We start from the raw sequence: 26,030 nt of genomic DNA, 5'->3' as shown, positions 1-26,030 counted from the left end.
CGGTCGGCCGGACGCCCGGCGCGCTGTCAGGAGCGCAGGGCTTGCGCCGCCATGCCCAATCCGTTGAAACTGCCAGATACCGGAGGCTCGTAGCCGAGCGCCTCGGAAATGCTGGCGGCGGTATCTACCAGGGCCTTTATCCAATCGTCCTGCAAGCGTTCTGCCGGGGCCGAGATGGACAAGCCCGCCACCAGCTTGCCGGTGTCATCGAAGATGCCGGCAGCGATGCAACGCACACCGAGCTCCAGCTCTTCGTTGTCGCGCGCGTAACCATGGCGCCGCACCAGCGCCAGCTCGCGCTCGAGCCGGTCGAGATCGGTCAGGCTGTTGCGGGTGTGCCCGGCCAGGCCGGTGCGCAAAGCGTAGGCGCGCACCTGGCGCGTATCGGCCGTGGACAGGAACAGCTTGCCGGTGGAGGTCAAGTGCAGCGGCGCCCGGCCGCCGATGGCGCGCACCACCTGCATGCCCGAGCGCTCGCTCCAGGCGCGGTCGATATAGACGATTTCGTCACCCTGCTGGACCGACAGATTGATGGTCTGACCGGTAAGCTTGTGCAGCGAGCGCATCGCGGCGATGGCCGCTTCGCGCACGTTGAGCCGCCCCTTGACCAGCGAACCCAGCTCCAGCAGGCGCATGCCCAACTGATACAGGCCGTTGTCCACCCGCTCGACGTACCGCCCCACCACCAGGTCGTTCAGGATGCGGTGCGCGGTGGAGGCGTGCAGGCCGGTGGTCGCGGACAATTCCTTGAGCGTGACGGGATCGGGCTGCGCGGCCAGCGCGTCGAGCAGGCGCATGGCGCGTTCGATGACCTGGATGGCGATGGGGCTACCCGAGGCGCCATCGGTTTCGGCATCCTGGGCATTGCGAGTGGAGGAAGGACGGGACATGGGACCAAAGAGGGGCTAGCGCCGCGCCGCCGAAAGAGACCTAACTTGCGGCAACGCAGCAAACAGTTCTTTCCCGTATTGTGAAATTTACGACGCCGTTTGGCAACCGTTTTTTGGCTGCCGGCCCGCCGAGGCGTTTCGCCGCGGCGTTGCCCGTCTGTCACATGGCCGGCGGCGCCAGCTTGCCTCCCAGGCGCAGCACTTCCGCCCGCAGGAACGCCAACGCCTCGGCCGCTGCCTCGGGATCGCCCTTCACGCCCAGGTCGATGTGCGGTGTGCCGCCGGCCTCGCCCACACTGGGCAGGCTGAAGGCGCGCACGCCCGGCCAGCGCGTTTCCACGGTCTGCATGGCCGGCGTGATGCGCGACTCGGGCATGCTGAACACCAGGAAGGAGTGTTCGGCGTGGCGGCGAATATGCTGCAACGCACGATAGCGCGTATCGAGCGTCCATTCGAGCATCGGCCATGCCATCACGGGAAATCCCGGCACGAAGGTATGGTCCTTGATGAAGAACCCGGGAATGCGGTTGTAGGGGTTCGGCACGATCTCGCAGCCCTCGGGAAACATGCCCATCTGCAACCGTTGCTGATTCTCGGGCGCGCCCATGTCGGCCGTGCCCTGCCCCTTGGCCGCCATTTCGGCCGTGCGCAACGCGATCGCCTGCTCGGCTTCGGGGTGCAGGGCCAGCGCCAGTCCCAGGGCGGCGGCGGCAGCCTGGCGAGTGTGATCGTCGGGCGTACCGCCAATGCCGCCGCAGGAGAACACCACGTCGCCGCTGGCGAAGCTGCGCCGGTAGGCATCCACCAAGGTGTCGCGGTCATCCGGCAGCAACTGCGCCCATGCGAGCTGCATGCCCCGGGCGCCGAGCAGCTCGACCACTTTGGAGAAATGCTTGTCCTGCCGACGGCCGGAGAGGATTTCGTCGCCGACGATGATGAGGCCGATGCGGCGGGAGGCGGGTTCTGCTGCCATGTCCGGTTCCAGAGAGTGCGGTTGAATGAGCGCGGCCGCCGCCATCAGGCGGCGTCGATGATGCGTTCCTGGCGCAGGCGCTGCAGTGCGTCCAGGCCGTAGTGCGCATAGACCAGCGCCGAAAACACCGGCAGGATAATCCAGGCCGGAGGCAACAGGTTGAGCAGGGCGCAAATCAGGCCGATGGTCCAGAACCCGCCGTTGTGGCGTTCGAGGATGAGCTTGCGCTCGGCGGGGCTGGCGTGCTCGACGATGGCGTCGACCCGCATCATGCGCGAGAACGCGAACGTCCACCAGAAGACCGGCAGCACCAGCGCCATCGGCGGCACCAGCCAGAGTGGCAGGGTGAACAGCCAGCCGAGCACGAACGCCCCCGACACCCACACCGCGTTCCAGACGCTGACGGCGGTGGCCAGCTTGCCCTGGTGGCGCAGGCCCGCGTATTCGCGCTGGCTCACGTGGCGCAGCACCAGCGGCATGACGAAAACCGCCGCGATGGCCAGGCCCAGCACACCCGACAGCGGCAACAGGATCGATACCGCGATCACCGGCACCAGATAGAGCTTGAGCGAGAACAAGCCCATTGCCAGCAGCCATTCATCGGTGCGGTTGATGAAATCCCAGTGTGATGCCTGGGTGGCCAGCCAGTCGGTCAACGGCGTCCAGAACAGCCAGAACAGCAGTAGCGCGCCGACCAGCGCAATCAGGAACGGCAGCAGCAGCGCGAACAGCATCGTCGGGTGGCACTGCGACACCAGGGCGCGCTTGAACGCCTGCGCCACGCCCGCCGTGCTGCGAGCGAAGCGGCTGGTGCCGGTGGATTCGGTGTCAGGACGCAGGACGGGCATGAATGCAAAGATGGCAGGTGATCATCCCGGGTATGATAGTCAAACCTGCTTTTCCGCGCTCGTATGACATTACTGGTACCCGGCTCCGATCTCACCGCCCTGCGGGCGCAACTGGCCGCCTCGCCGCAAGCTTGGCTGGTGGCTTGCTTCTGCGCCGCCTGGTGCGACACTTGCGAGGAATACAAGCCCAAGCTGCGGGCGCTGTCCGGCGCCCGTCCGCAGCATGTGTTCGCCTGGATCGATATCGAGGATCACGCCGAACTGCTGGGCGACGTCGACGTCGAGAACTTCCCCACCCTCCTGGTCCAGATCGGCGGGCGGGTCGTCTTCTATGGCCCCATGCTGCCGCACATCGGCCATCTCGAACGCCTGCTCGACAGCCTGGACGAGCACAGCGCGCCGGTGACTGCGGCGTTGCCCGACCTGCCACGGCTGCTGGCTGCCTGACACCGCCAGCCACAAAAAAAGCGCCATGCCAGGCGCTTTTTTTGTGGGCATGGATCGCCTCGGCAACCCCGCCAGGCGGACACGCTGCCTACTTGCGGCTGCCTCCCAGCAACACGGCCAGTTGGCGCTTGGGCGCGGACGAATTACCGTTCTGGCGCGGCGCCTGTTCTTCGACCGGGGCAGACGGCGCCGAAGGTTCGTACGGCTTGAGGAAGAAGTCGTCCACCGGGGCCTGGCGCGGTGTGCCGCCAGAACGGCGATCCGACGCGCGGCCACGCTCGCGGCCGCCCTCGCGCGACGACGCACCGCGCTCTTCGCGGCGGCCGTGGCTGCGCGCGACCAGGTCGGCCGGCACGTCGAGCGTGCCGCGCGGCACTTCGCGCTTGATCAGCTTCTCGATGTCGAGCAGGAAACGCTCTTCGTCGGCGGTGAACAGGGCGATGGCTTCACCGCTGGCGCCAGCGCGGCCGGTACGGCCGATGCGGTGCACATAGTCTTCGGCGTTGTAGGGCAGGTCATAGTTGATCACGCAAGGCACGCCGGCCACGTCCAGCCCGCGCGCGGCCACGTCGGTAGCCACCAGCACTTCGAGATCACCGGCCTTGAAGGCTTCGAGCGCCTTCATGCGATCGGCCTGGGTCTTGTCGCCGTGGATCGATTCGGCCTTGACGCCGTCGCGCTCGAGCTCGCGCGCCAGGCGCGCCGTGCCGATCTTGGTGTTCGAGAACACGATGACCTGCTTCAGGCCGCGCGACTTCACCAGGTGCACCACCGCCGCGCGCTTCTGGTCCCCGCTCATCTTGTAGGCGATCTGCGTGATGGTGTTGGCCGTGGCGTTGCGGGCCGCGACTTCGATTTCGACCGGGTGGTTCAGGTACGAACGGCCGAGCTTGCGGATTTCGTTGCTGAAGGTGGCCGAGAACAAGAGGCCCTGGCGCTGCGCGGGCAGCAGCCGGATGATGCGTTCCAGGTCGGGCAGGAAGCCCATGTCGAGCATGCGGTCGGCTTCGTCCAGCACCAGGATGCCGACCTGGCTCAGGTTCACGTTCTTCTGCTCGACGTGGTCGAGCAGGCGGCCAGGCGTGGCCACCAGCACTTCGCAGCCACGGCGCAGCGCTTCCTTCTGCGGACCGATATCGACGCCGCCGAACACCACCGCGGAACGCAGCGGCGTCTGCTTGCTATAGCGCTTGACGCTTTCGTAGACCTGGTCGGCCAGCTCGCGCGTGGGCGTGAGGATCAGCGCGCGCACCGGATGGCGGGCGGGGGAGGCGCTGGTGTTGGCCAGCGGCATCAGGCGATGCAGGATCGGCAGCGTGAAGGCCGCCGTCTTGCCGGTGCCGGTCTGGGCCGCGCCCATGACATCGCGCCCTTCGACCACGACGGGAATGGCTTGCGCCTGGATCGGAGTGGGCGTGGTGTAGCCGGTTTCGGCAATCGATTGCAACAGCAGGGGATGCAGCCCGAAGTCGGAGAACGTGGGCGTCGGCGCGGGCGCTGCGGCGGTGGGTGCTGCGGATTGAGTGGATTCAGTCATCAGGGTTAGGCAAGTACCGGGACCAGTGAAAAAGAACAAAACGAGAGTGCTGCGAGCACTGCAATGCATATGCATCGGGACAACCGGAACGCGCGCCACGCTCGCGCGGCCACGTGCGAACCACCCGAAGCGCAAGCGCATCGCGGGCAATCGGCACCCTGCCTTGCAGGCCAGGTGGCGCATTCTGGTTTCGATACTTATGAGGGCAGTACCAGGCCCGGATTGCTGTGGATAACTTAATTTTAGCGCAGCCGGACGCCGGGGCGGTCAAGCCAGTGCCTGGGAGCGACTCCTTTGGCCTGGCGGAAGCTCTTGCTGAAATGGCTCAGGTTGACGAATCCGGTGGCCAGCGCGGCGTCGGTGACGCTGTAACCGGCCTCCAGCATGGACGCCGCGGCCTCCAGCCGGACCGACCTCAGATAGGCATGGACCGAGCGGCCGGCCACCTGGCGAAAGCCGGCCTTGAGCTTTTTCTCGCTCAGGCCGACCTCGCGCGCCAGCCGCGGCACTGTCCATACCTCGCCATAGCGGGCCTCGATCAGGCGCCGGGCCTGGGCCAGCTGGCGCCGCTCGCGGGCCGCGACCGGCGGCTCGCCGCTGGCGTCGCTCATGGTCTCGAGCACGATGGCCAGGGCTTCGAGCGCCTTGGCGCGCATGTACAGGCGGCGCGCGGTGGCGTCTTCGTGGCGGCAATCCAGCACGTCCGCCGCCAGCCGCAACAAGCCTGGCGGCGCGGGAAAGCCCGCCATCAGCGATCCCGTGGCCGGCACGCTGTGATCGAGCACGAAAGCGCCGCGCAGCGCGGCCAGCGGCCTGCCGCCGGCGCGCAGCAGCCCGGCGGGTGAATATCGGATGTCCACCAGACGGACATTCTGCCTGCCCGGCATGTGAAACCAGCCCCGCGTCCCACGCTCACCGGTTTGCACCACGGCCATGCCGGGCCCCACCGCCAACGGCTCTCCCCCCTGGATCGACATGCGCGCACGGCCATCCAGGAAGACGGCGATGCAGAACATCGGCGGGCCTTCGGCGTTGACGTCGAGGCCGATGGCAGGCGCGCCGCTCCAGACGGTCAAGGCCAGGTCGTCGTCACACGCCTCCGAGCGCAGCATGGTCATCCACTCGGGCGGCATGGCAACCGCCGACAGCAATGGATGGTCGGAGCGCACGAGAGACCCGGCGGCGGGGGGCGTCATAGCGCCGATGGCGAAATCCAAATTCAGACCCCGATTTGAACAACGGCGGCACTGAAAACGTCAGCGTGGCGCCCATCAAACAACAATAATTCTCATTAATGATTCTACCCAAAGCCCGGCCCGACAACATGACGACAGCGTTCCCTTTCCGACACACCGCCCTGGCGACCGCCCTGTGTGCCTTCGCGGCGCCCGCCGCGGCACAGTCCGTCAGCGAGCTTGCTCCCATCACCGTCACCGCCAGCAAGCAGGAACAGTCGCTGCGCGATCTCAACGGCGCCGCGTTCATCGTGCCGGCCGATACCCTGCAGTCCGCCCAGGTCGACAACACCATGCAGTTGTCGCGCGTGCTGCCCGGCGTGCAGATGTCCAGCAGCGGCTCGTTCCTGTACCCGGTGATATCGGTGCGCGGCATCACGTCCGCGCAGGACTTCTACAACCCCGCCCTGACGGTCTACGTTGACGGCGTGCCGCAATTGCCGACGTTCACCTCGCAACTGCTGACCGACGTCGACCGCGTCGAGCTGCTGAAGGGGCCCCAGGGCACGCTCTACGGCAAGAGCGCCATGGGCGGCGTCCTCAACATCGTGTCGCGGCAGCCGGGCGACGAGCCCTACTTCCGCGCCAGCGCCGGCGTCGCCAGCCGCGACGGCTACCTGTTCAAGGCCAGCGGCGGCGGGCCGCTGGTCGCCAACCTGCTGTACGGCTCGGTCACCGCCGTGGCGAGCGACGCACCCGGCCGGCTGGACAACCCCGCCACCGGCGCCAGCCATGTGGGCGGCGCCTCGGCCAATGCGGGCGCCGCGCGGCTGCGGCTGGCACCCGCCGGCAGTCCGTGGGAACTGGGACTGGCCGTCAGCGGCGAATGCACCCGCGCCAGCCAGGACGCCTACGTTCCGTTCGACGATCTCCATGCCAGCCACGCGTACACCGCGCCGGGCATGCCGGCGTCGCTGGCGGATTTCTATCACAAGCGCTGCGGCAACAGCCAGTCGCTGAGCGGCCGCTACGATTTCGACGGCTGGCGCCTGAACGCGGTGGCGGCCTGGCAGGCCCTGCACTACGACCGCCACTTCCCGATCGGCCCCAGCTACACCAGCCAGCCCGAGCGCTGGCGCCAGCAGGTGCAGGAGCTGCGCCTGTCCACCACCGGCAAGCGCGCCGTCGATGGCGTGCTGGGCCTGTATCGCCAGCGCGTCAGCCAATCGCGCGCGGTGTTCAACCAGATGCAGGGGCCGATGCCGCTGGACACGCACCAGTCCGACTCGCGCAACACCAGCGAATCGCTCGCCGCCTATGCCGACGCCACCTGGCATGCCACCGACGCGCTCGATCTGTCGGCCGGCCTGCGCTATTCCCGCGACAAGGCTGCCACGCGCTATGACGGCCAGACGCTCGATTTCTCCACCTTGGGCCAAGCGCCGTTCAGCGGTTCGGGCTCGAGCGCGGGCAGCAGCGCGCTGGGCAAGCTGTCGGCCGGCTACCGGCTGTCGCCCGAGTGGCGCGTGTACGCCAACGCCGCGCAGGGCTACAAACCGGGAGGCTACAACCTGGCGCCTTCCAATCCCGCCGACGCCCGCCCCTATGGCAGGGAAAAAGGCCTGAGCTACGAGGTCGGCACGCGCCATGACGGCGACACGCTGCGGCTGGGCGCCGCCGTCTACCGCACTGACATCCACGACGCGCAGCTCTATGTCGGCGGATTGGGGCAGCAGCACCTGCAGAACGTCGGCAACACGCGCGCCACGGGCGTCGAATTCGACCTGGGTTGGGACGTCTCGGCGCAATGGACGCTGGGCCTGGACGGCTTCGTCAACCACACCACGTTCCGCAGCTTCAGCGACGCCTCCGCCTGCCAGGGCTGCGACGGCAACCGGGTGCCGTTCTCGCCGGGCTACGGCCTGACCGCCAGCGCCCGCGGCCACTTCGCCACCGGCATCGGGTGGCTGTCGCCCACGCTGGCCGTACGGCGCATCGGCGCGCAGTTCTTCGACATCGCCAACTCGCTGCGCCAGGACGCCTACACGCTGGTCGACCTTAGCCTGGCCTGGCGCATCCGGCCGCAGGTCGAGGCCACGCTGTATGCCAACAACCTCACCGACAAGCGCTACCGCACCTTCGCCTTCGCCGGCGGGCCGATGGGCGACTTCGCCCAGGTCGATCCGGGCCGGACGGTCGGCCTGAACGTCGCCTTCGAATACTAGGAGCGGCGGCATGCGCCCAGACGTGCCCGCGCGCCTGCCCACGGCGCAGGTGATCGCCGCCATCGGCGGCATCTGCATGGCCCAAAGCCTGGTGAGCGGCATCGCCTTCCAGGGCGTGCCCGCCTTGCTGCGCGACAGCGGCGCGCCGCTGGACCAGATCGGCCTGGCCAATCTGGCGTTCCTGCCCTGGGCGCTCAAGTTCCTGTGGGCGCCCTGGATCGAACGCTACCGGCTGCCTGCGGGCCATGCCGAGCGGCGCACCCGCCGCATCGTGCTGCCCGGGCAATGGTTGCTGGCCGCGCTGCTGTTCCTGCTGGCGGGCCTGGGCCAGCCAGCCATGCCCGTGCTGCTGGCCATCCTGGGCCTGATCTCGTTGACGGCAGCCACGGTGGACATCGCCGGCGACGCGTTCGCGGTCGAACAGCTGGCGGAGAACCGACGCGGCTGGGGCAACGCCACCCAGGTCGGCTCCAGCTACCTGGGCATGTTCCTGGGCGCCGGGCTGTTCGTCGTCCTGGCAGGCAGCCACGGTTGGTGCGTGGCGGCGGCCACCATGGGCGGACTGGTCCTGCTGTTGACGCTGCCATTCGCCCTGGTGCGCGAGCCGGCGCGCGCGGCCTGCCCGCCCGCGCGCCGCCCCAGTCTGGCGCATGCGCTGGGTCGTCCCGACGTGCGCCTGGGCCTGGTCATCACGATCGTGTTCCAGGCCGGCTCCCGGCTGGCCTATGGCATGACGCCCCTGCTGCTGCTCGATCGCGGTGTGCCGCTGGCGTCGGTGGGCTGGATCAATGGCGCCGGTGCGGTCGTGGCGGGCCTGGCCGGCACCTTGCTCGGCGCCCTGATCCTGCAGCGCCTCGCGGCGGCGCGGGCGGTGGTCGTGGCCTTGGCCCTGCAGACCATGGCGCTGGTCATCTTCCTGGCCGCCGTGCTGGCGTCATCCTGGCTGCCGCACGCCGACCCGCATTGGCTGGTGGCGCTGGCATTGCTGAAAGCGGCAACGGCGGCCACCGGCTTCGTGGCCTTGTACGCCTTCCTCATGGGCCGGGCCTCGCCAGCACAGGCCGGCGTCGACTTCACCCTGTTCCAGTGCGCGGACGCCATGATCGCCACGATCGGCGGCGTCGCCGCCGGCTGGCTGGCGCAGCACTGGGGCTATAGCGTCTGCTTCGGCGCCGCGGCGGCCTTCGGCGCTGCCGGGTTGCTCGCCCTCCCTACCCTGATGCGGCGCCTGGCGCCGCCCTTTTCCCCGGAGAATGAACATGTCTGAACGCACCGTGGTCATCGCCGGCGCCGGTGTTGCCGGGCTGGCCTGCGCCTGGTGGTTGACGCGGCACGGCTGGCGCGCCGTCATCGCGGAACGCGCCGCGCACCTGCGCGACGGCGGCTACATGATGGGCCTGTCCGGCCCCGGCCTGCTGACCGCGCGCCGCATGGAGCTGGTACCGGCGCTGCGCGCGGTGGAACACGAGATCGGCGAAAACATCTACCGCGACCGACGGGGCCGGGAAGTCATGCGGATCCGCTACCGCGAATTGTTGAAGGATCTGGACTGGATCACCTTGCGCCGCACGGATCTGGTGCAGGTCCTGCATGAGGCGGTGCGCGACCACGCCGAGATCCGGCTGGCGACCACTGTCGCCCACTGTACCCAGGACCCCGGCGGCGTGGACATCACGCTGTCGGATGGCAGTCAATTGCGCGCCGACCTCCTGGTCGGGGCGGACGGTGTGCGCTCGGCATTGCGCGCCCAGGTGTTCGGCGCCGACGATCCCCCGCTGTCCACGCTGGGCTATCGCTACGCCGCCTACGACACCGAGGACGACACTGGCATGGCGCGGGACTTCGTATCCTACGCGGCGCCCGGCCACCAAGTGGAATACCACGGGCTCGGCGGCGGCCGCAAAGCGGCCTTGCACGTATGGCGCAGCCATGAACACGGTTGGGTCGCGGCGCCGCAACGGCTTGGCCTGCTGCGCGAACTGTCCCGCGGCACACACGCGGAAGTCGGACGGCAGTTGGCCATGCTGGCGCACGACACGCCCATCGTCATGGACGACTTGGCGCTGGTCGAACTGCCCTGTTGGCACCGGGGCCGCATCCTGCTGGCGGGTGACGCCGCGCATAGCCTGTCCCTTATTTCTGGACAGGGCGCGGGCATGGCATTGGCCGGCGCCTACGTGCTCGCGCAGGAATTGGGCAGGCAGCCAATTGAACAGGCCCTGGCGGCCCACGAGCGGCGGCTGCGGCCAGTAATCGACAGCCTGCAGCAGCGCAGCCGCAAGCTGGCGCCCGTCTACGTGCCGGCCTCGGCCTTCGCTTTCGGCCTGCGCAATACGGCCTTGCGGCTGCTGCCCAGGCTGATCATGAAGCGCTATTTCCTCAGTGGACTGAAATCCGAAATGGAAGCGGCTGCCGCGCTTGGCTGACCAGTGTCAGCCCGCCAGCCAGCGCAGCCCCCACAGCACCAGCATGCCGACCACGATGACCAGCACCGCGCTGCGGGTGCGCAGGAACACCAGGATGGCGACGATGCCGGCCACCAGCTTGTAGTCGAACAGCGGTCCCAACCCCGCCTTCCAGGGCAGCAGGTCGGGCACCACGATGGCGGTGAGCGCGGCGGCGGGCGCGTAGCGCAGCGCGCGGCGCACCCCATCTGGCAGCGGGATGTAGTCGCCGAACAGCATGAAGCCGGCGCGCGTCAGCACGCTGCACAGCGCCAGCAGCAGGATCGCCGAATAGACATAGATTTCAGACGGCCAGAAGGTCATGCGCGCGCCTTGAAGAAGCGTTCGGCCCACATGCCGGCCACCACGCCGGCGATGACCGCGGCCGCCAGCCCCAGGCGCAGCGGCAGCACCTGGCCGGTCCAGGCGACCACGCCTGCGGCCAGCATCGACACCAGCATGGGCTTGGAATTGGCCAGCGGCACGGTGATGGCCAGCAGCGCCAGCACCGCCGCGAAATCCAGCGACCAGGCCGACGGCACCATGGTGCCGAGGTAGATGCCGATGATCGACGAGGTCTGCCAGACCAGCCAGCCCGGCGCGATGGTGCCGATGAAATACCACAACTGCTCGCGGGTGCCGCGCTCCGCAGCGTCACCAAAGCGCGGCATGAACAGCACGAAGCCCATGTCGGTGGTGAAGTAGCCCAGGCCCAGGCGCTTGGGCCAGGACAGGTGCCGGAAATAGGGTTGCAGCGCCGCGCCGAAGATCAGGAAGCGCAGGTTCACCACGCAGCCAGCGGCGAACACCAGCCAGAGCGGCGCGCCGGTGGCGATCAGTGGCAGGGACGTGAGCTGGGCCGAACCGGCATACAGCAGCAGGGTCATGGCCAGCGCCATGGATTCGGTCAGGCCCGACTTGACCATGGCCACGCCGGTCACCAGTCCCCACGTGGCGGTGGCGATCAGGGCGGGCACGATGGCGTGGACCCCCAACCGGAAAGCGGCGATGCGCTCCTGGCGGACCAGCCGCGGATCTTCGGTTTCGGACAGCGCAGACTCAGAGGACAACGGCGGGCCCCTGGGGATTCGGACAGGACGACATGGAAACTCTGTGGGAAAGGAAACGCACGACAACCTGATCGCCCGCCGGGCCCGCTGGCGCCCGCGGGCACCGCGCCGGTGCGCGAATAGCGCGCTATTGTAACCTCGCCGCTTGATACAATACTGACCTCGGGTTTAGACAGGGAGCAGACCATGTCGATGGCTGACCGCGATGGCTTCATCTGGTATGACGGCAAGCTCGTGCCCTGGCGCGAGGCGACCACGCACGTGCTGACGCACTCCCTGCACTACGGCCTGTCCGTCTTCGAGGGCGTGCGCGCCTACCGCTCCGAGATCGGCACGGCCATCTTCCGTCTCGAAGACCACACCAACCGACTGTTCAATTCGGCGCACATCTACCAGATCCCGATGCCGTTCGATCGCGACACGATCAACGAGGCCCAGCGCACGGTGGTGCGCGAAAACCAGCTCGAATCCTGCTACCTGCGCCCGCTGGTGTTCTACGGCGCCGAAAAAATGGGCGTCTCGCCCAAGGGCGCCAAGGTGCACGTGGCCATCGCCGCCTGGCCCTGGGGCGCCTATCTGGGCGAAGAGGCCCTGTCACAGGGTATTCGCGTCAAGGTATCGTCGTTCGCGCGCCAGCACGTCAACGTGACGATGCCGCGCGCCAAGGTCGCCACCACCTACGCCAACTCGATCCTGGCCAACACCGAGGCCCTGCAGGACGGCTACGACGAGGCCCTGCTGCTGGACACCGAGGGTTTCGTGGCCGAAGGCTCCGGCGAAAACCTGTTCCTGGTCAAGGACGGCGTGCTGTGCGAACCCGAAATCGCCTCGGCCCTGACCGGCATCACCCGTTCGACCCTGCACGCCCTGGCGGCCGACGCCGGGCTGCGCGTGGTCACCAGGCGCCTCACACGCGACGACGTCTACATCGCCGACGAAGCCTTCTTCACCGGCACCGCGGCCGAAGTCACGCCGATCCGCGAGGTCGACAACCGCCGGATCGGCTCGGGCCGGCGCGGCCCCATCACCGAGAAGCTGCAAAAAGCCTTTTTTGACGTGGTGAATGGCCGCAACCCGAAGTACCATCACTGGCTAAGCAAAGTCTGATTCGCGCCGCCCTGCCCTGGCAGGACAGCGTTACTGCCCCAACCTACCGTATCACCGGTATTTTTTATTCAGGAAATTTCCATGACCGCCGCTGCCCCGGCCGCCGCCCCCCACGAAGTCATCGAAGTCGGCGCCGAAGACCTGCCTGTGTTCTGTCCGGGTCCCAAGGCCCCGCTGTGGAGCATGCACCCGCGCGTCTTCCTGGACGTCGCCCACAACGGCTCGGCGCGCTGCGCCTATTGCGGCGCCGAGTACCGGCTCAAGCCCGGCACCGTGCTGCACGGCCACGGCCACTAAGACGACCTGCCGCCCAACAGCCATCCGCTCCGCCATCATGTTCGCCACGCCAGAAGAAGCAGAACACGCGTTCTATGAAGCCCTTGAACAGGGGGACACCGTCCGCCTGATGCAAGTGTGGGCGGACGACAAGGAAGTCGTCTGCATCCACCCGGGAGGCCTGCGCATCGTCGGCCACTCGGCCGTGCAGGAGTCCTGGCAACACGTGCTGGCGAATGGCCCGCTGCACATCCGGCCGCTGCGCCCTCTGGTCATGCTGAGCATGATGTGCGCGGTGCATGTGCTGGTCGAGCAGGTGGCGGTGCGCACGCGGGAGGGCACGCAGTTCGCCAACTGCTACGCCACCAACATCTATCACAAGGGCCCCACCGGCTGGCGCATGGTCATGCACCACGCCTCGTCGGCGCCCACCGAAGCCGGGGTGCTCGATTTGCACGACGTGCCCGACATGCTGCACTGATCGGGTCGACTTTGGCTGCTGCTCGTTTCGACACAACGCCCTGCCCCGTTCCCTCCTGGCTGCCCGGAGGCGATGCCCAGACGGTCTACGCCGCGCTGTTCGCGCAGTACCACCGCATCGCCTTCGTGCGCGACCGGGTCGAAACCCCCGACACCGATTTCGTCGATTTCGACTGGACCGGGCCCGGGCTGTTCCCGCACAAAGCCGCCGACGGCGCCCCCGTGAGCGGCCAGCGGCCGGTCGCCAATGGCAAGACCGCGGCCGCGCGCTGGATGACCGAGGCCGACTGGAAATCATTGCCGCAAACGGCCGACACGCCGGCGCTGCTGCTGTTCCACGGCCTCGAAGGCGGCAGCAACAGCCGCTATGCGCAGTCGATCGCGCACCATTTCCGGGCGCGTGGCTGGATCGTCGTCATCGCCCACTTCCGCGGCTGCTCGGGTGTTCCCAACCGTCTGGCGCGGGCCTACTACTCCGGCGATTCGGCCGAGGTCGGCTTCCTGCTGAACACGGTGCGCAACCGCATCCCGCACGCGCGCTGGCACGCCGTGGGCGTGTCGCTGGGCGGCAATGCGCTGCTGAAGTACCTGGGCGAACACCAGGAAGACACCGGCTGGCTGACGGCCTGCGCGGGCGTCTCGGTGCCGATGGACCTGGTGGCCTGCGGCAAGACGCTGTCCACCGGGTTCTTCAACCGCAAGGTGTACACGGGCCATTTCCTCAAGACGCTCAAGCACAAGGTGCTGGAGAAGGCCCACCGCTATCCCGGCGCCATCGACGTGATGCGCATCGCCCATGCGCGCGACCTGCGCGACTTCGACGACGCCTACACCGCGCCCATGCACGGGTTTCGCAATGCGCTCGATTACTGGACGCGCGCGTCCAGCAAACCCTGGCTGCCGCGCATCTCGGTGCCGACGCTGGTGCTGAACGCGCTGAACGATCCGTTCATTCCCGCCAGCGCCCTGCCGACGCCGGACGAATGCTCATCCAGCATCCTCCTGCACCAGCCGACCGACGGCGGCCACGCCGGCTTCCCGACGGGAGCGTTTCCGGCCCACCTGGGCTGGCTGCCTCAGCGGCTGGGGCGATTCTTCGAGACCGGCCTGTAACCCCGGCCTTGCCCGGCCTGCGCCCCTGGTCGTCCATGGGCCCGGACCCGGCCCCCAGCGGGCGCATGAACGCCCGCGGCCGGCAGCGCCCCGGCGCGCGCCGGCATGCCGTCAACCAGACTTGAAGCGCTCCAGCAACTGGCGTTCTTCGGCCAGCTTGTCCTTGACTTCCTTGATCTGCACGTCGATCTGCGACTGCTCGTAGAAATCGGTGGACATGCCGCGCGCCTGCTGCAACTGCGATTCCGCCGCCGCGAAAGCGCCGGTCATGACGTAGTAGCGCGCCAGGTCGCGGCGCGCCTGCACCGGCTTGCCGGTGCGCTCTTCGCTCTGCGCCAGCATCTGGTAGAGGCTGGGTTCGTCCGAACCCCACTGCTTGATCCTGGCGCGCAAGTAGTCCTGAGCCTCGGCATGGCGGCCATTGGCCTGCAGGGCGGTGGCATAGGCAATACCCAGCGCGCGCTGTTCAGGCCAGCGCCGGATGGCGGCTTGCGCCAGCTCCTGCGCCCGCCGGTTGTCCTTGCGCGCCAGCGCGATGTCGACGGCGAGCTTGGCCATCTGCGGCGAATCGCGGCCATCGGCCTGGGCCTGGGCGAGCTGGCGGTCGGCCTCGTCCAGGCTGTTGCGCTGGAAGGCCTGCAGGGCCAGCCCGTAATAGGCGGCCGAGCGGCGCACGCCGGATAATGCCTGGGCCTCGTCCTGCAACTGCTGGCCGGCCGTTCGCAGGCTGACCGCGTCCCGCCCCTGCACCACGCGCATCTTGGCGCGGATGTACCAGAAATCGTCGCTGTCGACGTGGCGCGATACCGGCAGCGAACGCACCCGATTCTGCACATCGGACATGCGCTCGATGGACAGCGGGTGGGTGCTGGCCCACGAACCGCCGCCGGCGCCTTCGTTCAGGCGCGAGGCGTTCATGAGGCGCGAGAACATCTGCGCCATGCCTTGCGGGTCATAGCCCGCCTTGGTCAGCATGGTGAAGCCGGCGCGGTCGGCCTCGCGCTCGGCGTCGCGCGAGAAACCCAGTTGGCGATTGATGGCGGCGGCCTGGCCGAATGCAGCCACGCCCATCGCAAGATTGCCACCTCCGCCGGCCAGCGCCGCCAGCAGCGCACCCGCCAGACTCGCCAGCATGACCATGCTGTTCTGGCTCTGCTGCGTCATGCCGCGCGCGATATGGCGCTGCACCACGTGGCCGATTTCGTGCGCCAGCACCGCCGCCAGTTCGGATTCGCTGCCGGAAGACACGATCAGCCCGGTATTGACGCCGATGAAGCCGCCCGGCATGGCGAAGGCGTTGATCTCGGGGTCGCGCACGCCGAACATCTCCACGTCCGGCACCGCCCCGGGCGAGAACGCCGCCAGCTTGCGCCCCATGGTGGTGAGGTACTGGCTGAGTTCCGGATCGTCGACATAGGTGGGATCGCGCCGCCCCTGCGACATGATGGCTTCGCCAAGGCTGCGCTCCAGCGCCGGCGACAGGTCCGCGGCGGAAGCGGCGCCCATCGAGGGCAGGCCCACCGGCTGGGCCCAGGCCGTCACGGGCAAGACCGGCACAGCCAGCGCGGCACAGATTCCGAAGATTGCGCCTCGCCGCGCAATCGAGCAAATGGATGGCATTTTCCTGCGGTTCATGAGCCTATGATAGCGATGCGCTTAAAATGTTTCATCGATACCCCCAACGAGGTTTCAATGCGTCCCGTCCGTAAAGCCGTTTTCCCTGTCGCCGGCATGGGCACGCGCTTCCTGCCCGCCACCAAGGCGATGCCCAAGGAAATGCTGCCCGTCGTCGACAAGCCGCTGATCCAGTACGCCGTCGAAGAAGCCGTGGCCGCCGGCATCACCGACCTGATTTTCGTTACGGGTCGCAACAAGCGGGCGATCGAAGACCATTTCGATTCCGCCCCAGAGCTGGAATCCGACCTCGAAAGCAAGGGCAAGCACGAGCTTCTCGCCATGGTGCGGGGCATTCTACCCGCCCATGTCAATTGCCTCTATATCCGCCAATCGGCGCCGCTGGGCCTGGGCCACGCGGTGCTGTCGGCCGCGCCGGCCGTGGGCGATGAACCTTTCGCCGTGCTGCTGGCCGACGACCTGATCGACGCCGACACGCCGGCCATGAAGCAACTGGTGGACATCGCCATCGCGCAGAATGCCAGCGTGCTGGGCGTGCAGGACGTGCCGCGCGAAGACACGCGCAAGTACGGCATCGTGGCCACCCGTGACGGCGCAGGCGATGGCCGCACCGAACGCGTCACCCACATCGTTGAAAAACCCGATCCCGACGCCGCGCCCTCGACCCTGGCGGTGGTGGGACGCTACGTGCTGGAAGCCGCGATCTTCGACCACCTGCGCTCGACCAAGATGGGCGCCGGCAACGAGATCCAACTGACCGACGGCATCGCCTCGATGATGCGCGAGCGCGCCGTGTACGCGCACCGCTACGATGGCACGCGCTACGACTGCGGCAACAAGGCCGGCATGTTCCAGGCCACCGTGGCGCTGGGCAAGAAGTACCACGGCCTGCTGCCGGAATAACCCGACCGGGCGCATGCGCCCGGCGGTTCATCGCCGGCGCGCGTCAGGCCGAAGCGGCGCGGCGCGCCCGCGCCAGGGCGTCGCGGTCGGCCTTGCGCAGCCGGCCCTTGGCCGACAGGCGCATCAACGTGCCCAGGGCCACCATCAGGCCGATCACTTCGACCAACGCGGCGGGAATCCACATGGTCAGGCCACCGATGGTCTGGTCGGTCTGCGCCGACATGGCGATGGCGCGGCCGCACAGTTCGAACAAGGGATAGATATCGCTTTCGGTGAAGGCGATGACGGCGCCCGCCACCATCTGCGGCAGCATCGTCAGGATCGGGGAAATCACGCGGCCGCCCGGCGTCATCGCGGCCGGCGGAGCCGGCCGGCGATCGAGGATCAGGTTCCAGTACATGAACCCGCTGATCACCACCGACCAATTCATCAGCCGGTACAAGCGCCAATCGAGCATGGAATAGAACTGCACCGACGGGATCAGCCAGACCAGCACCAGGAAGACGAACAGCGTCGGCACGAGGATCTTGTGGGTCAGCACCGCCACGGTGGCGCGGCCGGCGCCGGTGCGCAGGAAGTCACGCAGGCGCACGCGCCAGCGCAGCGGCAGCCCGGCCCGCATGACCTGCCCGGGAAACGCCGCCATCACCAGCAGCGGCCCCAGATGGTGCAGCACCAGATGCTGGATGCGGTGGATGAAGAACATGCGCTCGGCGTAATAATCCAGGCGCGTGTGCAGCGACAGGTACAGCAGCACCATGCCCACCCAGAACAGCGTGCGGCGCGCCACCGTGACATGGTGCACCCGCTGTCCGCGCACGAACAGCGCGATGGCCACCAGGAAGGAGGCCACCAGCGTGGGAGAGAACTCCCAGGGTATGAGCCATTCGAGACTGTCCATGCGGGTCATCCGGAAAATGCCATCGGGAGGCGCCCCGGCCATGCCGGGCAGGCCGGGCCAGAACACGCGGCCGGGAACGATTGTAGTGGACCCGCCCCCGCCCTGCGCGCGGCTCAGAACCGGTGCGTAATACCGGTGCCGAAGCGCGTGGTGTGGGAATGCCCCGGGTCGAACTGGTTGTCCAGCGTGTAATTGGACGCGTAACCGGCGAACGCGTAGAACGTGGTGCGCGGCGACAGGTCATACGTATAACCCAATGTCAACACTTGCGCATTGCGCGCCGTCGAACCGTCCTCCCATTTCCAGTCGGGCCGCGCCAGCGACCACTGGGCCACCACCGCCCCATGACCCACCGGCACGCTGGCTCCCAGCAGCCAGGCATTGACACTGCCGCCGCGCGCGAAAGCCGCGGGCCCCAGGTTTTGCCCCAGGCTGTCCGGATCGCCCCCATCCAGGCCGACGTAGCCATTGCGCTGGCGCGACCAGGCCAGCGACACCTTGACCACCTCGAAGTCGTAGGCCACGCCCAATTGCAGCGCCTGTGGCCGGCCGTCGCTGCCGGCGGGCGGCTCGGCCAGGCGCATCTGGTCCCAGGTGGCGACCGCCAGCAAGGGGCCTTGCTCGTACTTCAGGCCCAGGCTGAGCGCGCGGTTGTTGGCCGCGGTCTGGAAATTGCCGCGGTCGTCGGCGTCGAAGGCGTAGCCGATGCCGGCCTGCCAGCCGTCCCAGGTAGGCGTGTAGTAGTTGACCAGGTTGCTGAACTGGTAGTTGTCCGAAGCCTTGAAGGTGGCGCCCATACCCATTTCCTTCCAGGACGCCAGTTCCAGCGCATTGCCGTAGGTCTTGCCGACCGTGTACTGGCGCCCCAGGCGCAGGTCGCCATAGTGGTCGTGGGCCAGTCCGACCCAGGCGCCATAGTTGAACAGGCGCGCATCGTCGGCGCGCTTGCCGGTGGCGGGGTCGAAGCCGCTTTCGAGCTGGAAGCGGGTCTGCCAGCCGTCGCCCAGATCCTCGCTTCCCCGCAGCCCCCACAGGGAGTCGGTCAAGCCGCCATTGAGCAGGCCGGTGTGGCTGCCCTGCCCCGAAATGTGCGTAGTGGCGATGCCGGCGTCGACCACACCATAGAGCTGCACGCCCGGGGCGTCGCCAGCCGCACAGGCGCCCGGCGGCCAACAGGCCACGCCCGCCACCAGGGAGGCGGCAACAGTCGAGATTTTCATGCTGGTCTCCAGGAGGCCGCGGCGAGCACCGTCCGCCGCGGTATGTATCAGGAATGCCTATTGCCAACCATAGCGGCGCACCCAGACGCCCTTGAGCACCTGGGTCAGCACGCAGTACCCCAGCAGGATGCCGGCCAGCCAGGGGAAATAGCTCCACGGTAGCGCCTGCAGTTGGAAATATCCGGCCAGGGGCGAGAACGGCAGGAACAACCCCAGCCCCACGACCAGCGCCGTCATCGCCATCAATGGCCAGGCGGCGCGGCTCTGCAGGAACGGCACCTTGCGTGTGCGGATCATATGCACGATGAGCGTCTGCGACAACAGGCCCTCGACGAACCAACCCGACTGGAACAGGGTCTGGTGCTCGGGCGCATTGGCCTGGAACACGTACCACATGAGGGCGTACGTGGTGATGTCGAAGATGGAGCTGATCGGCCCGAAGAACACCATGAAGCGGCCGAGCCCGGCGGGATCCCATTGCTGCGGCTTCTTCAGCAGTTCCTCGTCGACATTGTCGAACGGGATGGCGGTCTGCGAAACGTCGTACATCAGGTTCTGCAGCAGCAGATGGATCGGCAACATCGGCAGGAACGGCAGGAAGGCGCTGGCCACCAGGACCGAGAAGACGTTGCCGAAGTTGGAGCTGGCGGTCATCTTCAGGTACTTGAGCATGTTGCAGAAGGTCTTGCGGCCTTCGATGACGCCGTCTTCCAGCACCATCAGGCTTTTCTCCAGCAGGATGATGTCGGCGGCCTCCTTCGAGATATCCACCGCGGAATCCACCGAGATACCGACGTCCGCGGCGCGCAACGCCGGGGCGTCGTTGATGCCGTCGCCCATGAAGCCCACGGTGTTGCCCTGGGCGCGCAGGGCACGCACGATGCGCTCCTTGTGCGCGGGCGTCAGGCGGGCAAACACATTGGCCTCGCGCACCGCCACGGCCAGTTGAGCGTCGTCCATGGCCTCGACCTCGGCGCCCAGGCAGACCTTGCGGATCTGGAAACCGACTTCGCGGCACACTTTCTGCGTCACCAGCTCGACGTCGCCGGTCAGTACCTTGACCTCGATGCCGGAGTCGCGCAGCGCGGCCAGGGCCGGGCCGGTGGATTCCTTGGGGGGATCGAGGAAAGCGATATAGCCGACCAGAACCAGATCGACCTCGTCCGCCACGCCGTAGGCAGGCTGCGTAGGCGGCAGCTCGCGCACGCCCACCGCGATCACCCGCAGCCCGTCGCGGTTCAGGTCGGCGGTAACGCGACGGATGTCGGCGCGACGCGCCTCGGTAAGCAGATGCACCTCGTGGCCGACCCGCAGGCGGGTGCAGACCGCCAGCATTTCCTCCAGCGCGCCTTTGCAGATCAGCTCGTGGTGCTCACGACCGTTCTCGGTCTCGCTGACCACCACCGACATGCGGCGGCGCGAGAAGTCGAACGGGATCTCGTCGATTTTGCGGTAGCGGGCGGCCAGATCCAGCTTGCGCTCCACTTCGGCATGGCGCAGCACGGCCACGTCGAGCAGGTTCTTCAGGCCGGTCTGGTAGTAACTGTTGAGATAGGCGTAGGCCAACACGTCGTCGCTGGTGGCGCCGTACACGTCGGTATGGCGCTCGAGCGCGATGCGGTCCTGGGTCAGCGTGCCGGTCTTGTCGGTGCACAGCACATTCATGGCGCCCAGGTTCTGGATCGCGTCGAGCCGCTTGACCACCACCTTGCGCCGCGACATCCGCACCGCGCCCTTGGCCAGCGTGGCGGTGACGATCATCGGCAGCATTTCCGGCGTAAGGCCGACGGCGATGGCCAGCGCGAAAAGCAGCGCTTCGAGCCAGTCGCCCTTGGTGAAGCCATTGATCAGCAGCACGATGGGCGCCATCACCAGCATGAAGCGGATCAGCACCCAACTGACGCGGTTGATGCCCTGCTGGAACTGCGTCGGCACGCGCGCGGTCTGGGTCACACGTCCGGCCAACTGGCCGAAATAGGTGCCGGCGCCCGTGGCGACCACCAGGGCGGTGCCGGAGCCGCTGACCACGTTGGTGCCCATGAAGGCCATGTTCTCCAGTTCCAGCGCATTGGCGGTCTCGCCGCGCTGCATGGCGTATTTTTCGACCGGCAGCGATTCGCCGGTCAGGGCCGCCTGGGCCACGAACAGATCCTTGGCGCCCAGGATGCGGCAGTCGGCCGGAATCATGTCGCCCGCGGACAACAGCACCACGTCGCCAGGCACCAGCTCGGCCAGGGGCACTTCGATCTGGCGCGCCCCCGAGGCATGCAACGTAGCGCCGAAGAAGCGCCGCGAATCGCCCTCGGCCGTGCCGGCGGCGTCGCTGCGAAGGACCGTGGCGGTGTTCTGCACCATCGCTTTCAGGGCCTCGGCGGCGCGATTGGAACGGCGCTCCTGCATGAAGCGCAGCAAGGTCGAGATCGCCACCATCGAGCCGATGATGATGACGCCCTTCCAGGACTGGTCGTCGGGCTCGGCCATGTACACGTCCGTCACCCACGACAGCAAGGCCAGGCCGGTCAACAGCAGGTTGAAGGGATTGCGGAACGACTGCCACAGGTGGACGTACCAGGTCAGCGGCCTTTCGTGATCGACTTCGTTGGCGCCATAGCGGGCGCGGGCCTCATCGGCCTGGGCTGCGGACAGGCCGCCGCGGCCGCTGCGGAACATCGAGAACAGCGCGTCGAAATCCATGCGCGCCACATCGAGCATGCGGCGGTTGGCGCGGCGCGCGGCGTCGGAGGAATCAGCCGTGGCGCTGGCCGGTCCGCCGCCCTGCTCCAGCATGGGCGAACGCCGGAAGTGGCGCCCCGACCGCCGCAGGCCGACCGCGGAGGAGAAGAAGGTCTTCAGGAATTTGAACATCGGAGTGTTCCCGTTATTGATGTTGTTCTGGAAGACACGGGCAGGCCGCCGCCATGCCTTTGCGCGGGCAGCACGGGGCCGCGGCCTGGGCGAAGCAGGCCGTTGCCGCCGCGTACGGGCGTGCGCAGGCACCGGGGCGATGTTGCCGGCGTCCGGATCGCGTCGAGGCGCGCCGGTTGCGGGAAGCGGAACGGGAAACTAGCGGGAGAACCGGGGCCGGCGGCAGTGGCGCGCGTCGAGCGGGCCGGGCCGGGGGTTCGGGGCTGCGGATTCCGTACTAGACCGGGTGACTATCCGGCCAGTCGGCTCGCAAGGGAGAAGACAGGTCAGACAGGCAGGCCGGCCCCGCGCGCGGGGCGCAATCGAGGCTCGGGGTCTAAGGCACTGGGCATGGTCTCTCCTGGGAAATGAAAGGCGGAATCAGGCCGCCAGCGGTTGCGCGCCAAAATGGACGTGGCGCACGGCGGGATTGGCGCTCAACCGGCGGGCTTGCGACATCAGTTCGCCACGCAGCTCGGGCGGGCAATTAACGGTGATGCAGGCCGAGGCCATGCCGGGGTCGCGCCCCTGGTCGATCTGCACTTGCGAGACATCGAGCCCGGCGGCACCGAAGTCCAGGCAGATCTGCTTGCGCAGCGCGCCCAATTCATCGCGCGGGCAGATGACCGTCAGGCGCGAGGTGCCGCGGCGGCGGCCCAGGGCGGTGGCGCGGTCGACGCCAGCACGGCGCAGGAACAAGTCGAAGAAACGCATAGCGACCTCCATTGCGAATGGGGAGCGGCTTTCGCGCATACGCGTGCACGCAGGGTCACCGTGCCGGCGGGCGGACGCGAAAACGCGTGCGCGAACGCTGGCGCTGCGACGAGCGGCGGTTCTGGCGGATTGTGTTGGGGAGAATCCCGGCAAGCCGTGGGCTTGCGCTTGCTGCCCGGAAAGAAAGCCGGGCCTGGGATATCACCGCAACCTGCTCAACAGGTTGCGGCAGACGGAGTTCTGCGTGGACCTGTCAAACAGCGGCGTCGATGCAAGATCGACTACTTTCGCCGGAATCGGTATTCACGAAGACTGCTCCTGGGATGGATAACGGCAAAATTTTACGCGGGTTTCCACTGATGGACAAGGCTTGCCGGCACAAATTTTGCTTTTTGTGCAAAAGGGCGCGAGGCCCGGAGCCTCGCGCCCTTGCCCCGTCAGGCGTAGAAATGCCAACCCAGATAGGCCCCGAACAGGGCATAAAAGCCCCCCACCGCCGACAGCGCCGGCACGCTCATGCCAGCGCGGCGAAAGCGCAGCCACAGCAGGCTGATGGACAACATGGTGAACAGGCCCGCGGCCAGCAGCGGACCATCGAGCAACCAGGGCGTCATGAAGATGCCCAGGGCGCTGGGGATGGTGGCCTGGATCATCATGGCGCCCGAGATGTTGGCCAGCGCCAGGCGTTCCTTGCCCTGGCGCACCCAGATCAGCGCGTTCATGATCTCCGGCAACTCAGTGGCGACCGGCGCCAGCAGCAGCGCGGCCACGTGCGGCGAGGCGCCCATGGCGATGCCCAGCAGTTCGATCTGGTTGACGAATACGTGCGAGGCGCCGGCGATCACCACCAGCGCCAGCAGCGTCTGGGTCGCCGCCCAGAACATCGACGGATTCTCGTCGCGCGGGCGCAGCTTGAGCGGCTCCAGGTCTTCGCAATCCAGACAGTCCTCGTCGTTGCTCAGTTCGCGCTTGACGTACAGGCCATAGGTGGCCAGGAACAGGATGCCGAGCCAGGGTTTCCAGGCGAAGGCCAGCAGGCCCAGGCCGACCTTGAAGACGAAGATGCCCATGAACCAGGCCTGGTCGCGGGCCAGTCGGCGCTGGTCCGCGTTGATACAGTTGGCCTGTGTCGGCTGGCCCCGGCGGGCGCGCCACAGCGCCAGGCCGACCACGGCATAGGCCAGCGTCGCCAGCACCAGTGGGCCGCCCATGGCGGCGCCGACGCCGATGTCCTTTTGCTCGGGAGTTTCGCCGAACACCACGGCCATGAAGGTCACGGCGCTTTCCGGCAGGGCCGTGCCGAAGGCGGCCAGCACGGTGCCGGTCGCGGTGGCGCCAAGCTGGAAGCGGTGTCCGACCCATTCGACGCCGTTGACGAAGAATTCGCAGGCGAAATAGATCACTGCCGCGGACAGGAAAAACAGGAACAGGGTGAGCAACATAGAGGCGAGCCGGGCGAGCAGAAACCAATTGGCGCGACGTAGCGGCTCGCCCGGCCAAGGGTGAACGCTACGCGGCCAAAGGTCTCGCCTGGCTGATCCATGCGCGGGCGGACCGCGGCATGGAGACCGTTAGCGCCATGGAGTCCTGGAAACCGCTGCGCGGAACCGGACCACCAAGTCTGTTGACGCTAACTCCTTTGGGGACAAAGGATGGCTACTCCCCAATGACAGAGGCGCGATTGTAGCAGCCTGCCCGTGACAGTCGAGTGAATCCACACACCGCGCGCGGGCATGCGGCCGGGCTGTCGCATCGGCAGCGCGGCGAGTAAAGTAACTGGCACCACAGCTTCCCGCCGGGCCTTGCGCCCCTTTTCACCCATGAGCCTGCCGCCCACCGATGTCGCCCCCTTCGCCGCCCGCCGCGAGCGCCTGATGGCGCGGATGCGCGCGGAAGGCGGCGGCATCGCCATCCTGGCCACCGCGCCCGAAGCCATTCGCAACCGCGACGCCGAGTATCCCTATCGGCACGACAGCGATTTCTTCTATCTCACCGGCTTCACCGAGCCCGGCGCCTGGCTGGTGCTGATCGCCGGCGCCACCGACCGCGCCCTGCTGTTCTGCCGCCCGCGCCATGTCGAACACGAGATCTGGGAAGGCCGGCGCTTCGGTCCGGAGGCCGCGGCCGAACATTTCGGCTTCGACGACGCCCACCCCCTGGATGCGCTGGACGAGCTGGTGCCCAAGCTGCTGCGGGACCAGCCCACGCTATTTGCGCCTTTGGCGGGCGACAAGCGCAGCGACGGCCGGCTGCACCGCTGGCTGGCGGCGGCGCGCGAAGCCAGCCGCGGCGGCCACCAGCCGCCCGCGCGGCAGCTGGACATCCGGCCGATCCTGGCCGAGATGCGGCTGGTCAAGGACGCCAGCGAGATCGCCGCGATGCGGCGCGCGGCCAAGATCTCCGCCGGCGCCCACGCCCGCGCCATGCGGGCCACGCGCGCAGGGATGCGTGAATACGAGCTGGAAGCGGAACTGCTGTACGAATTCCGCCGGCATGGCGCCCAGGCGGTGGCCTACAACAGCATCGTCGCGGCCGGCGCCAATGCCTGCGTGCTGCACTACCCCGCCGGCGAGGCGGTGCTGCGCGACGGCGACCTGGTGCTGATTGACGCCGGCTGCGAAGTCGACAGCTACGCCAGCGACATCACCCGCACCTTCCCGGTGAACGGCCGCTACAGCGGCCCGCAACGCGCGCTGTACGACCTGACCGTGGCGGCCCAGGAGGCGGCGGCCCGGGCCACCGCGCCGGGCCGCGGCTGGAATGACGGCCACGAGGCCGCGGTGCGCGTGCTGGCGCAGGGCATGCTGGACCTGAAACTGCTGAAGGGTTCGCTGGACGGCGTGATCGAATCGGGCGACTACAGCCGCTTCTACATGCACCGCACCGGCCACTGGCTGGGGCTGGACGTACACGACGTCGGCGACTACCGCCAACCGGGCGCGGGACCCGGCGCCGAACGCCCGTGGCGCACACTGGAAACCGGCATGATGCTGACGATCGAACCCGGCATCTACGTGCGCCCGGCCGACGACGTACCCGAGGCCTATTGGAACATCGGCATCCGCACCGAGGATGATGCGCTGGTGACGGACGAGGGTTGCGAGCTGATTACCCGCGGGGTGCCGGTACAGGCCGCCGAGATCGAGGCGCTGATGCGCGAATAGCCGA

At 67.8% G+C, this 26,030-nt stretch carries 23 protein-coding genes and 1 riboswitch; of the genes, 10 read left to right on the top strand and 13 right to left on the bottom strand.

Annotation, left to right across the window (positions count from 1 at the left end):
* Positions 1-26: 26 nt before the first annotated feature.
* From AC6LKG_RS01995 to AC6LKG_RS01985, 3 genes are all read right to left on the bottom strand, one after another.
* The gene (locus AC6LKG_RS01995; protein WP_498162341.1) at positions 27-890 is read right to left on the bottom strand and encodes an IclR family transcriptional regulator; all 864 of its coding nucleotides are present in this window, start codon (positions 888-890) and stop codon (positions 27-29) included.
* Positions 891-1,050: 160 nt separating this feature from the next.
* Positions 1,051-1,863 (bottom strand): competence/damage-inducible protein A, encoded by an 813-nt coding sequence (locus AC6LKG_RS01990; RefSeq protein WP_498162339.1) that lies wholly within the window; start codon positions 1,861-1,863, stop codon positions 1,051-1,053.
* A 44-nt stretch (positions 1,864-1,907) separates the two neighbouring features.
* A complete protein-coding gene (locus AC6LKG_RS01985) occupies positions 1,908-2,711 on the bottom strand; it encodes an EI24 domain-containing protein (RefSeq protein ID WP_498162338.1) in 804 nt (267 codons plus the stop codon).
* Between the two features lie 63 nt (positions 2,712-2,774).
* On the opposite strand from AC6LKG_RS01985, the gene AC6LKG_RS01980 reads away from it, so the two are divergent.
* Complete coding sequence (locus tag AC6LKG_RS01980; RefSeq protein ID WP_498162336.1) at positions 2,775-3,158, top strand: thioredoxin family protein; 384 nt, start codon at positions 2,775-2,777, stop codon at positions 3,156-3,158.
* A gap of 88 nt (positions 3,159-3,246) precedes the next feature.
* On the opposite strand, the gene AC6LKG_RS01975 is transcribed toward AC6LKG_RS01980, so the two are convergent.
* Entirely contained in the window at positions 3,247-4,695 is a 1,449-nt protein-coding gene (locus tag AC6LKG_RS01975; RefSeq protein WP_498162334.1) for a DEAD/DEAH box helicase, read from the bottom strand.
* Positions 4,696-4,937: 242 nt separating this feature from the next.
* The gene (locus AC6LKG_RS01970; protein ID WP_498162332.1) at positions 4,938-5,891 is read right to left on the bottom strand and encodes a helix-turn-helix transcriptional regulator; all 954 of its coding nucleotides are present in this window, start codon (positions 5,889-5,891) and stop codon (positions 4,938-4,940) included.
* Between the two features lie 128 nt (positions 5,892-6,019).
* Here AC6LKG_RS01970 and AC6LKG_RS01965 point away from each other — a divergent pair, with 128 nt between their 5' ends.
* Genes AC6LKG_RS01965 through AC6LKG_RS01955 form a run of 3 tightly spaced genes read left to right on the top strand, consistent with a single transcriptional unit; the run spans position 6,020 to position 10,521 of the window.
* On the top strand, positions 6,020-8,095 hold the full coding sequence (locus tag AC6LKG_RS01965; protein WP_498162330.1) for a TonB-dependent receptor: 2,076 nt from the start codon (positions 6,020-6,022) through the stop codon (positions 8,093-8,095).
* 10 nt (positions 8,096-8,105) lie between these two features.
* Positions 8,106-9,362 carry an MFS transporter gene (locus tag AC6LKG_RS01960; protein WP_498162328.1) on the top strand — a complete coding sequence of 419 codons (1,257 nt, stop codon included), beginning with the start codon at positions 8,106-8,108 and terminating at the stop codon, positions 9,360-9,362.
* Positions 9,355-10,521 carry an FAD-dependent monooxygenase gene (locus AC6LKG_RS01955; RefSeq protein WP_498162326.1) on the top strand — a complete coding sequence of 389 codons (1,167 nt, stop codon included), beginning with the start codon at positions 9,355-9,357 and terminating at the stop codon, positions 10,519-10,521. Before AC6LKG_RS01960 ends, AC6LKG_RS01955 begins: the two co-directional genes overlap by 8 nt.
* Positions 10,522-10,527: 6 nt before the next feature.
* Here the strand turns inward: AC6LKG_RS01955 and AC6LKG_RS01950 are convergent, their stop codons facing one another.
* Positions 10,528-10,863 carry an AzlD domain-containing protein gene (locus AC6LKG_RS01950; protein WP_175131252.1) on the bottom strand — a complete coding sequence of 112 codons (336 nt, stop codon included), beginning with the start codon at positions 10,861-10,863 and terminating at the stop codon, positions 10,528-10,530.
* Positions 10,860-11,609: an AzlC family ABC transporter permease gene (locus tag AC6LKG_RS01945; protein ID WP_498162324.1), complete on the bottom strand. Its 750-nt coding sequence runs from the start codon at positions 11,607-11,609 to the stop codon at positions 10,860-10,862. Before AC6LKG_RS01945 ends, AC6LKG_RS01950 begins: the two co-directional genes overlap by 4 nt.
* Before the next feature lie 186 nt (positions 11,610-11,795).
* On the opposite strand from AC6LKG_RS01945, the gene AC6LKG_RS01940 reads away from it, so the two are divergent.
* From AC6LKG_RS01940 to AC6LKG_RS01925, 4 genes are all read left to right on the top strand, one after another.
* The gene (locus AC6LKG_RS01940; protein WP_498162322.1) at positions 11,796-12,716 is read left to right on the top strand and encodes a branched-chain amino acid transaminase; all 921 of its coding nucleotides are present in this window, start codon (positions 11,796-11,798) and stop codon (positions 12,714-12,716) included.
* A gap of 81 nt (positions 12,717-12,797) precedes the next feature.
* Positions 12,798-13,013, top strand: coding sequence for a zinc-finger domain-containing protein (locus AC6LKG_RS01935; RefSeq protein ID WP_175131249.1), 216 nt, complete (start codon positions 12,798-12,800; stop codon positions 13,011-13,013).
* Between the two features lie 37 nt (positions 13,014-13,050).
* The gene (locus AC6LKG_RS01930; RefSeq protein ID WP_498162320.1) at positions 13,051-13,473 is read left to right on the top strand and encodes a YybH family protein; all 423 of its coding nucleotides are present in this window, start codon (positions 13,051-13,053) and stop codon (positions 13,471-13,473) included.
* An 11-nt stretch (positions 13,474-13,484) separates the two neighbouring features.
* Positions 13,485-14,585, top strand: coding sequence for a YheT family hydrolase (locus tag AC6LKG_RS01925; protein WP_498162318.1), 1,101 nt, complete (start codon positions 13,485-13,487; stop codon positions 14,583-14,585).
* A 111-nt stretch (positions 14,586-14,696) separates the two neighbouring features.
* Here the strand turns inward: AC6LKG_RS01925 and AC6LKG_RS01920 are convergent, their stop codons facing one another.
* Positions 14,697-16,205, bottom strand: a complete 1,509-nt coding sequence (locus AC6LKG_RS01920) for a M48 family metalloprotease (RefSeq protein WP_498162428.1) — start codon at positions 16,203-16,205, stop codon at positions 14,697-14,699.
* Between the two features lie 72 nt (positions 16,206-16,277).
* Between AC6LKG_RS01920 and galU the strand changes: the two genes are divergently transcribed.
* Positions 16,278-17,123 carry a UTP--glucose-1-phosphate uridylyltransferase GalU gene (galU, locus tag AC6LKG_RS01915; protein WP_498162316.1) on the top strand — a complete coding sequence of 282 codons (846 nt, stop codon included), beginning with the start codon at positions 16,278-16,280 and terminating at the stop codon, positions 17,121-17,123.
* A gap of 43 nt (positions 17,124-17,166) precedes the next feature.
* On the opposite strand, the gene AC6LKG_RS01910 is transcribed toward galU, so the two are convergent.
* The 5 genes from AC6LKG_RS01910 to AC6LKG_RS01890 form a co-directional block, all read right to left on the bottom strand.
* Positions 17,167-18,033 (bottom strand): cytochrome c oxidase assembly protein, encoded by an 867-nt coding sequence (locus tag AC6LKG_RS01910; RefSeq protein WP_498162314.1) that lies wholly within the window; start codon positions 18,031-18,033, stop codon positions 17,167-17,169.
* 104 nt (positions 18,034-18,137) lie between these two features.
* Positions 18,138-19,244, bottom strand: a complete 1,107-nt coding sequence (locus AC6LKG_RS01905; RefSeq protein ID WP_498162312.1) for a porin — start codon at positions 19,242-19,244, stop codon at positions 18,138-18,140.
* Positions 19,245-19,301: 57 nt separating this feature from the next.
* Positions 19,302-22,109, bottom strand: a complete 2,808-nt coding sequence (mgtA, locus tag AC6LKG_RS01900; RefSeq protein ID WP_498162310.1) for a magnesium-translocating P-type ATPase — start codon at positions 22,107-22,109, stop codon at positions 19,302-19,304.
* A 420-nt stretch (positions 22,110-22,529) separates the two neighbouring features.
* Entirely contained in the window at positions 22,530-22,862 is a 333-nt protein-coding gene (locus tag AC6LKG_RS01895; protein WP_498162309.1) for a hypothetical protein, read from the bottom strand.
* Between the two features lie 437 nt (positions 22,863-23,299).
* A complete protein-coding gene (locus AC6LKG_RS01890; protein ID WP_498162307.1) occupies positions 23,300-24,304 on the bottom strand; it encodes a sodium:calcium antiporter in 1,005 nt (334 codons plus the stop codon).
* 79 nt (positions 24,305-24,383) lie between these two features.
* Positions 24,384-24,539, bottom strand: a riboswitch (yybP-ykoY riboswitch).
* A gap of 143 nt (positions 24,540-24,682) precedes the next feature.
* On the opposite strand from AC6LKG_RS01890, the gene AC6LKG_RS01885 reads away from it, so the two are divergent.
* The gene (locus tag AC6LKG_RS01885; RefSeq protein WP_498162306.1) at positions 24,683-26,026 is read left to right on the top strand and encodes an aminopeptidase P N-terminal domain-containing protein; all 1,344 of its coding nucleotides are present in this window, start codon (positions 24,683-24,685) and stop codon (positions 26,024-26,026) included.
* Positions 26,027-26,030: the final 4 nt, after the last annotated feature.

The sequence above is a fragment of the Achromobacter sp. 46006 genome (genome assembly GCF_059761975.1).
The sequence above is the reverse complement of the archived record's forward strand: the minus strand, read 5'-3'. Positions and strand labels throughout refer to the sequence as shown.

What these genes read in the sequence shown, in the direction of transcription:
- AC6LKG_RS01985 (WP_498162338.1), bottom strand. Translation starts at nt 2,711, where the DNA reads ATGCCCGTCCTGCGTCCTGACACCGAATCCACCGGCACCAGCCGCTTC.
- AC6LKG_RS01935 (WP_175131249.1), top strand. Translation starts at nt 12,798, where the DNA reads ATGACCGCCGCTGCCCCGGCCGCCGCCCCCCACGAAGTCATCGAAGTC.
- AC6LKG_RS01960 (WP_498162328.1), top strand. Translation starts at nt 8,106, where the DNA reads ATGCGCCCAGACGTGCCCGCGCGCCTGCCCACGGCGCAGGTGATCGCC.
- mgtA (WP_498162310.1), bottom strand. Translation starts at nt 22,109, where the DNA reads ATGTTCAAATTCCTGAAGACCTTCTTCTCCTCCGCGGTCGGCCTGCGG.
- AC6LKG_RS01930 (WP_498162320.1), top strand. Translation starts at nt 13,051, where the DNA reads ATGTTCGCCACGCCAGAAGAAGCAGAACACGCGTTCTATGAAGCCCTT.
- AC6LKG_RS01950 (WP_175131252.1), bottom strand. Translation starts at nt 10,863, where the DNA reads ATGACCTTCTGGCCGTCTGAAATCTATGTCTATTCGGCGATCCTGCTG.
- AC6LKG_RS01905 (WP_498162312.1), bottom strand. Translation starts at nt 19,244, where the DNA reads ATGAAAATCTCGACTGTTGCCGCCTCCCTGGTGGCGGGCGTGGCCTGT.
- AC6LKG_RS01955 (WP_498162326.1), top strand. Translation starts at nt 9,355, where the DNA reads ATGTCTGAACGCACCGTGGTCATCGCCGGCGCCGGTGTTGCCGGGCTG.
- AC6LKG_RS01995 (WP_498162341.1), bottom strand. Translation starts at nt 890, where the DNA reads ATGTCCCGTCCTTCCTCCACTCGCAATGCCCAGGATGCCGAAACCGAT.
- AC6LKG_RS01975 (WP_498162334.1), bottom strand. Translation starts at nt 4,695, where the DNA reads ATGACTGAATCCACTCAATCCGCAGCACCCACCGCCGCAGCGCCCGCG.
- AC6LKG_RS01910 (WP_498162314.1), bottom strand. Translation starts at nt 18,033, where the DNA reads ATGACCCGCATGGACAGTCTCGAATGGCTCATACCCTGGGAGTTCTCT.
- AC6LKG_RS01965 (WP_498162330.1), top strand. Translation starts at nt 6,020, where the DNA reads ATGACGACAGCGTTCCCTTTCCGACACACCGCCCTGGCGACCGCCCTG.
- AC6LKG_RS01940 (WP_498162322.1), top strand. Translation starts at nt 11,796, where the DNA reads ATGTCGATGGCTGACCGCGATGGCTTCATCTGGTATGACGGCAAGCTC.
- AC6LKG_RS01980 (WP_498162336.1), top strand. Translation starts at nt 2,775, where the DNA reads ATGACATTACTGGTACCCGGCTCCGATCTCACCGCCCTGCGGGCGCAA.
- AC6LKG_RS01920 (WP_498162428.1), bottom strand. Translation starts at nt 16,205, where the DNA reads ATGCCATCCATTTGCTCGATTGCGCGGCGAGGCGCAATCTTCGGAATC.
- AC6LKG_RS01970 (WP_498162332.1), bottom strand. Translation starts at nt 5,891, where the DNA reads ATGACGCCCCCCGCCGCCGGGTCTCTCGTGCGCTCCGACCATCCATTG.
- AC6LKG_RS01890 (WP_498162307.1), bottom strand. Translation starts at nt 24,304, where the DNA reads ATGTTGCTCACCCTGTTCCTGTTTTTCCTGTCCGCGGCAGTGATCTAT.
- AC6LKG_RS01895 (WP_498162309.1), bottom strand. Translation starts at nt 22,862, where the DNA reads ATGCGTTTCTTCGACTTGTTCCTGCGCCGTGCTGGCGTCGACCGCGCC.
- AC6LKG_RS01885 (WP_498162306.1), top strand. Translation starts at nt 24,683, where the DNA reads ATGAGCCTGCCGCCCACCGATGTCGCCCCCTTCGCCGCCCGCCGCGAG.
- AC6LKG_RS01990 (WP_498162339.1), bottom strand. Translation starts at nt 1,863, where the DNA reads ATGGCAGCAGAACCCGCCTCCCGCCGCATCGGCCTCATCATCGTCGGC.
- galU (WP_498162316.1), top strand. Translation starts at nt 16,278, where the DNA reads ATGCGTCCCGTCCGTAAAGCCGTTTTCCCTGTCGCCGGCATGGGCACG.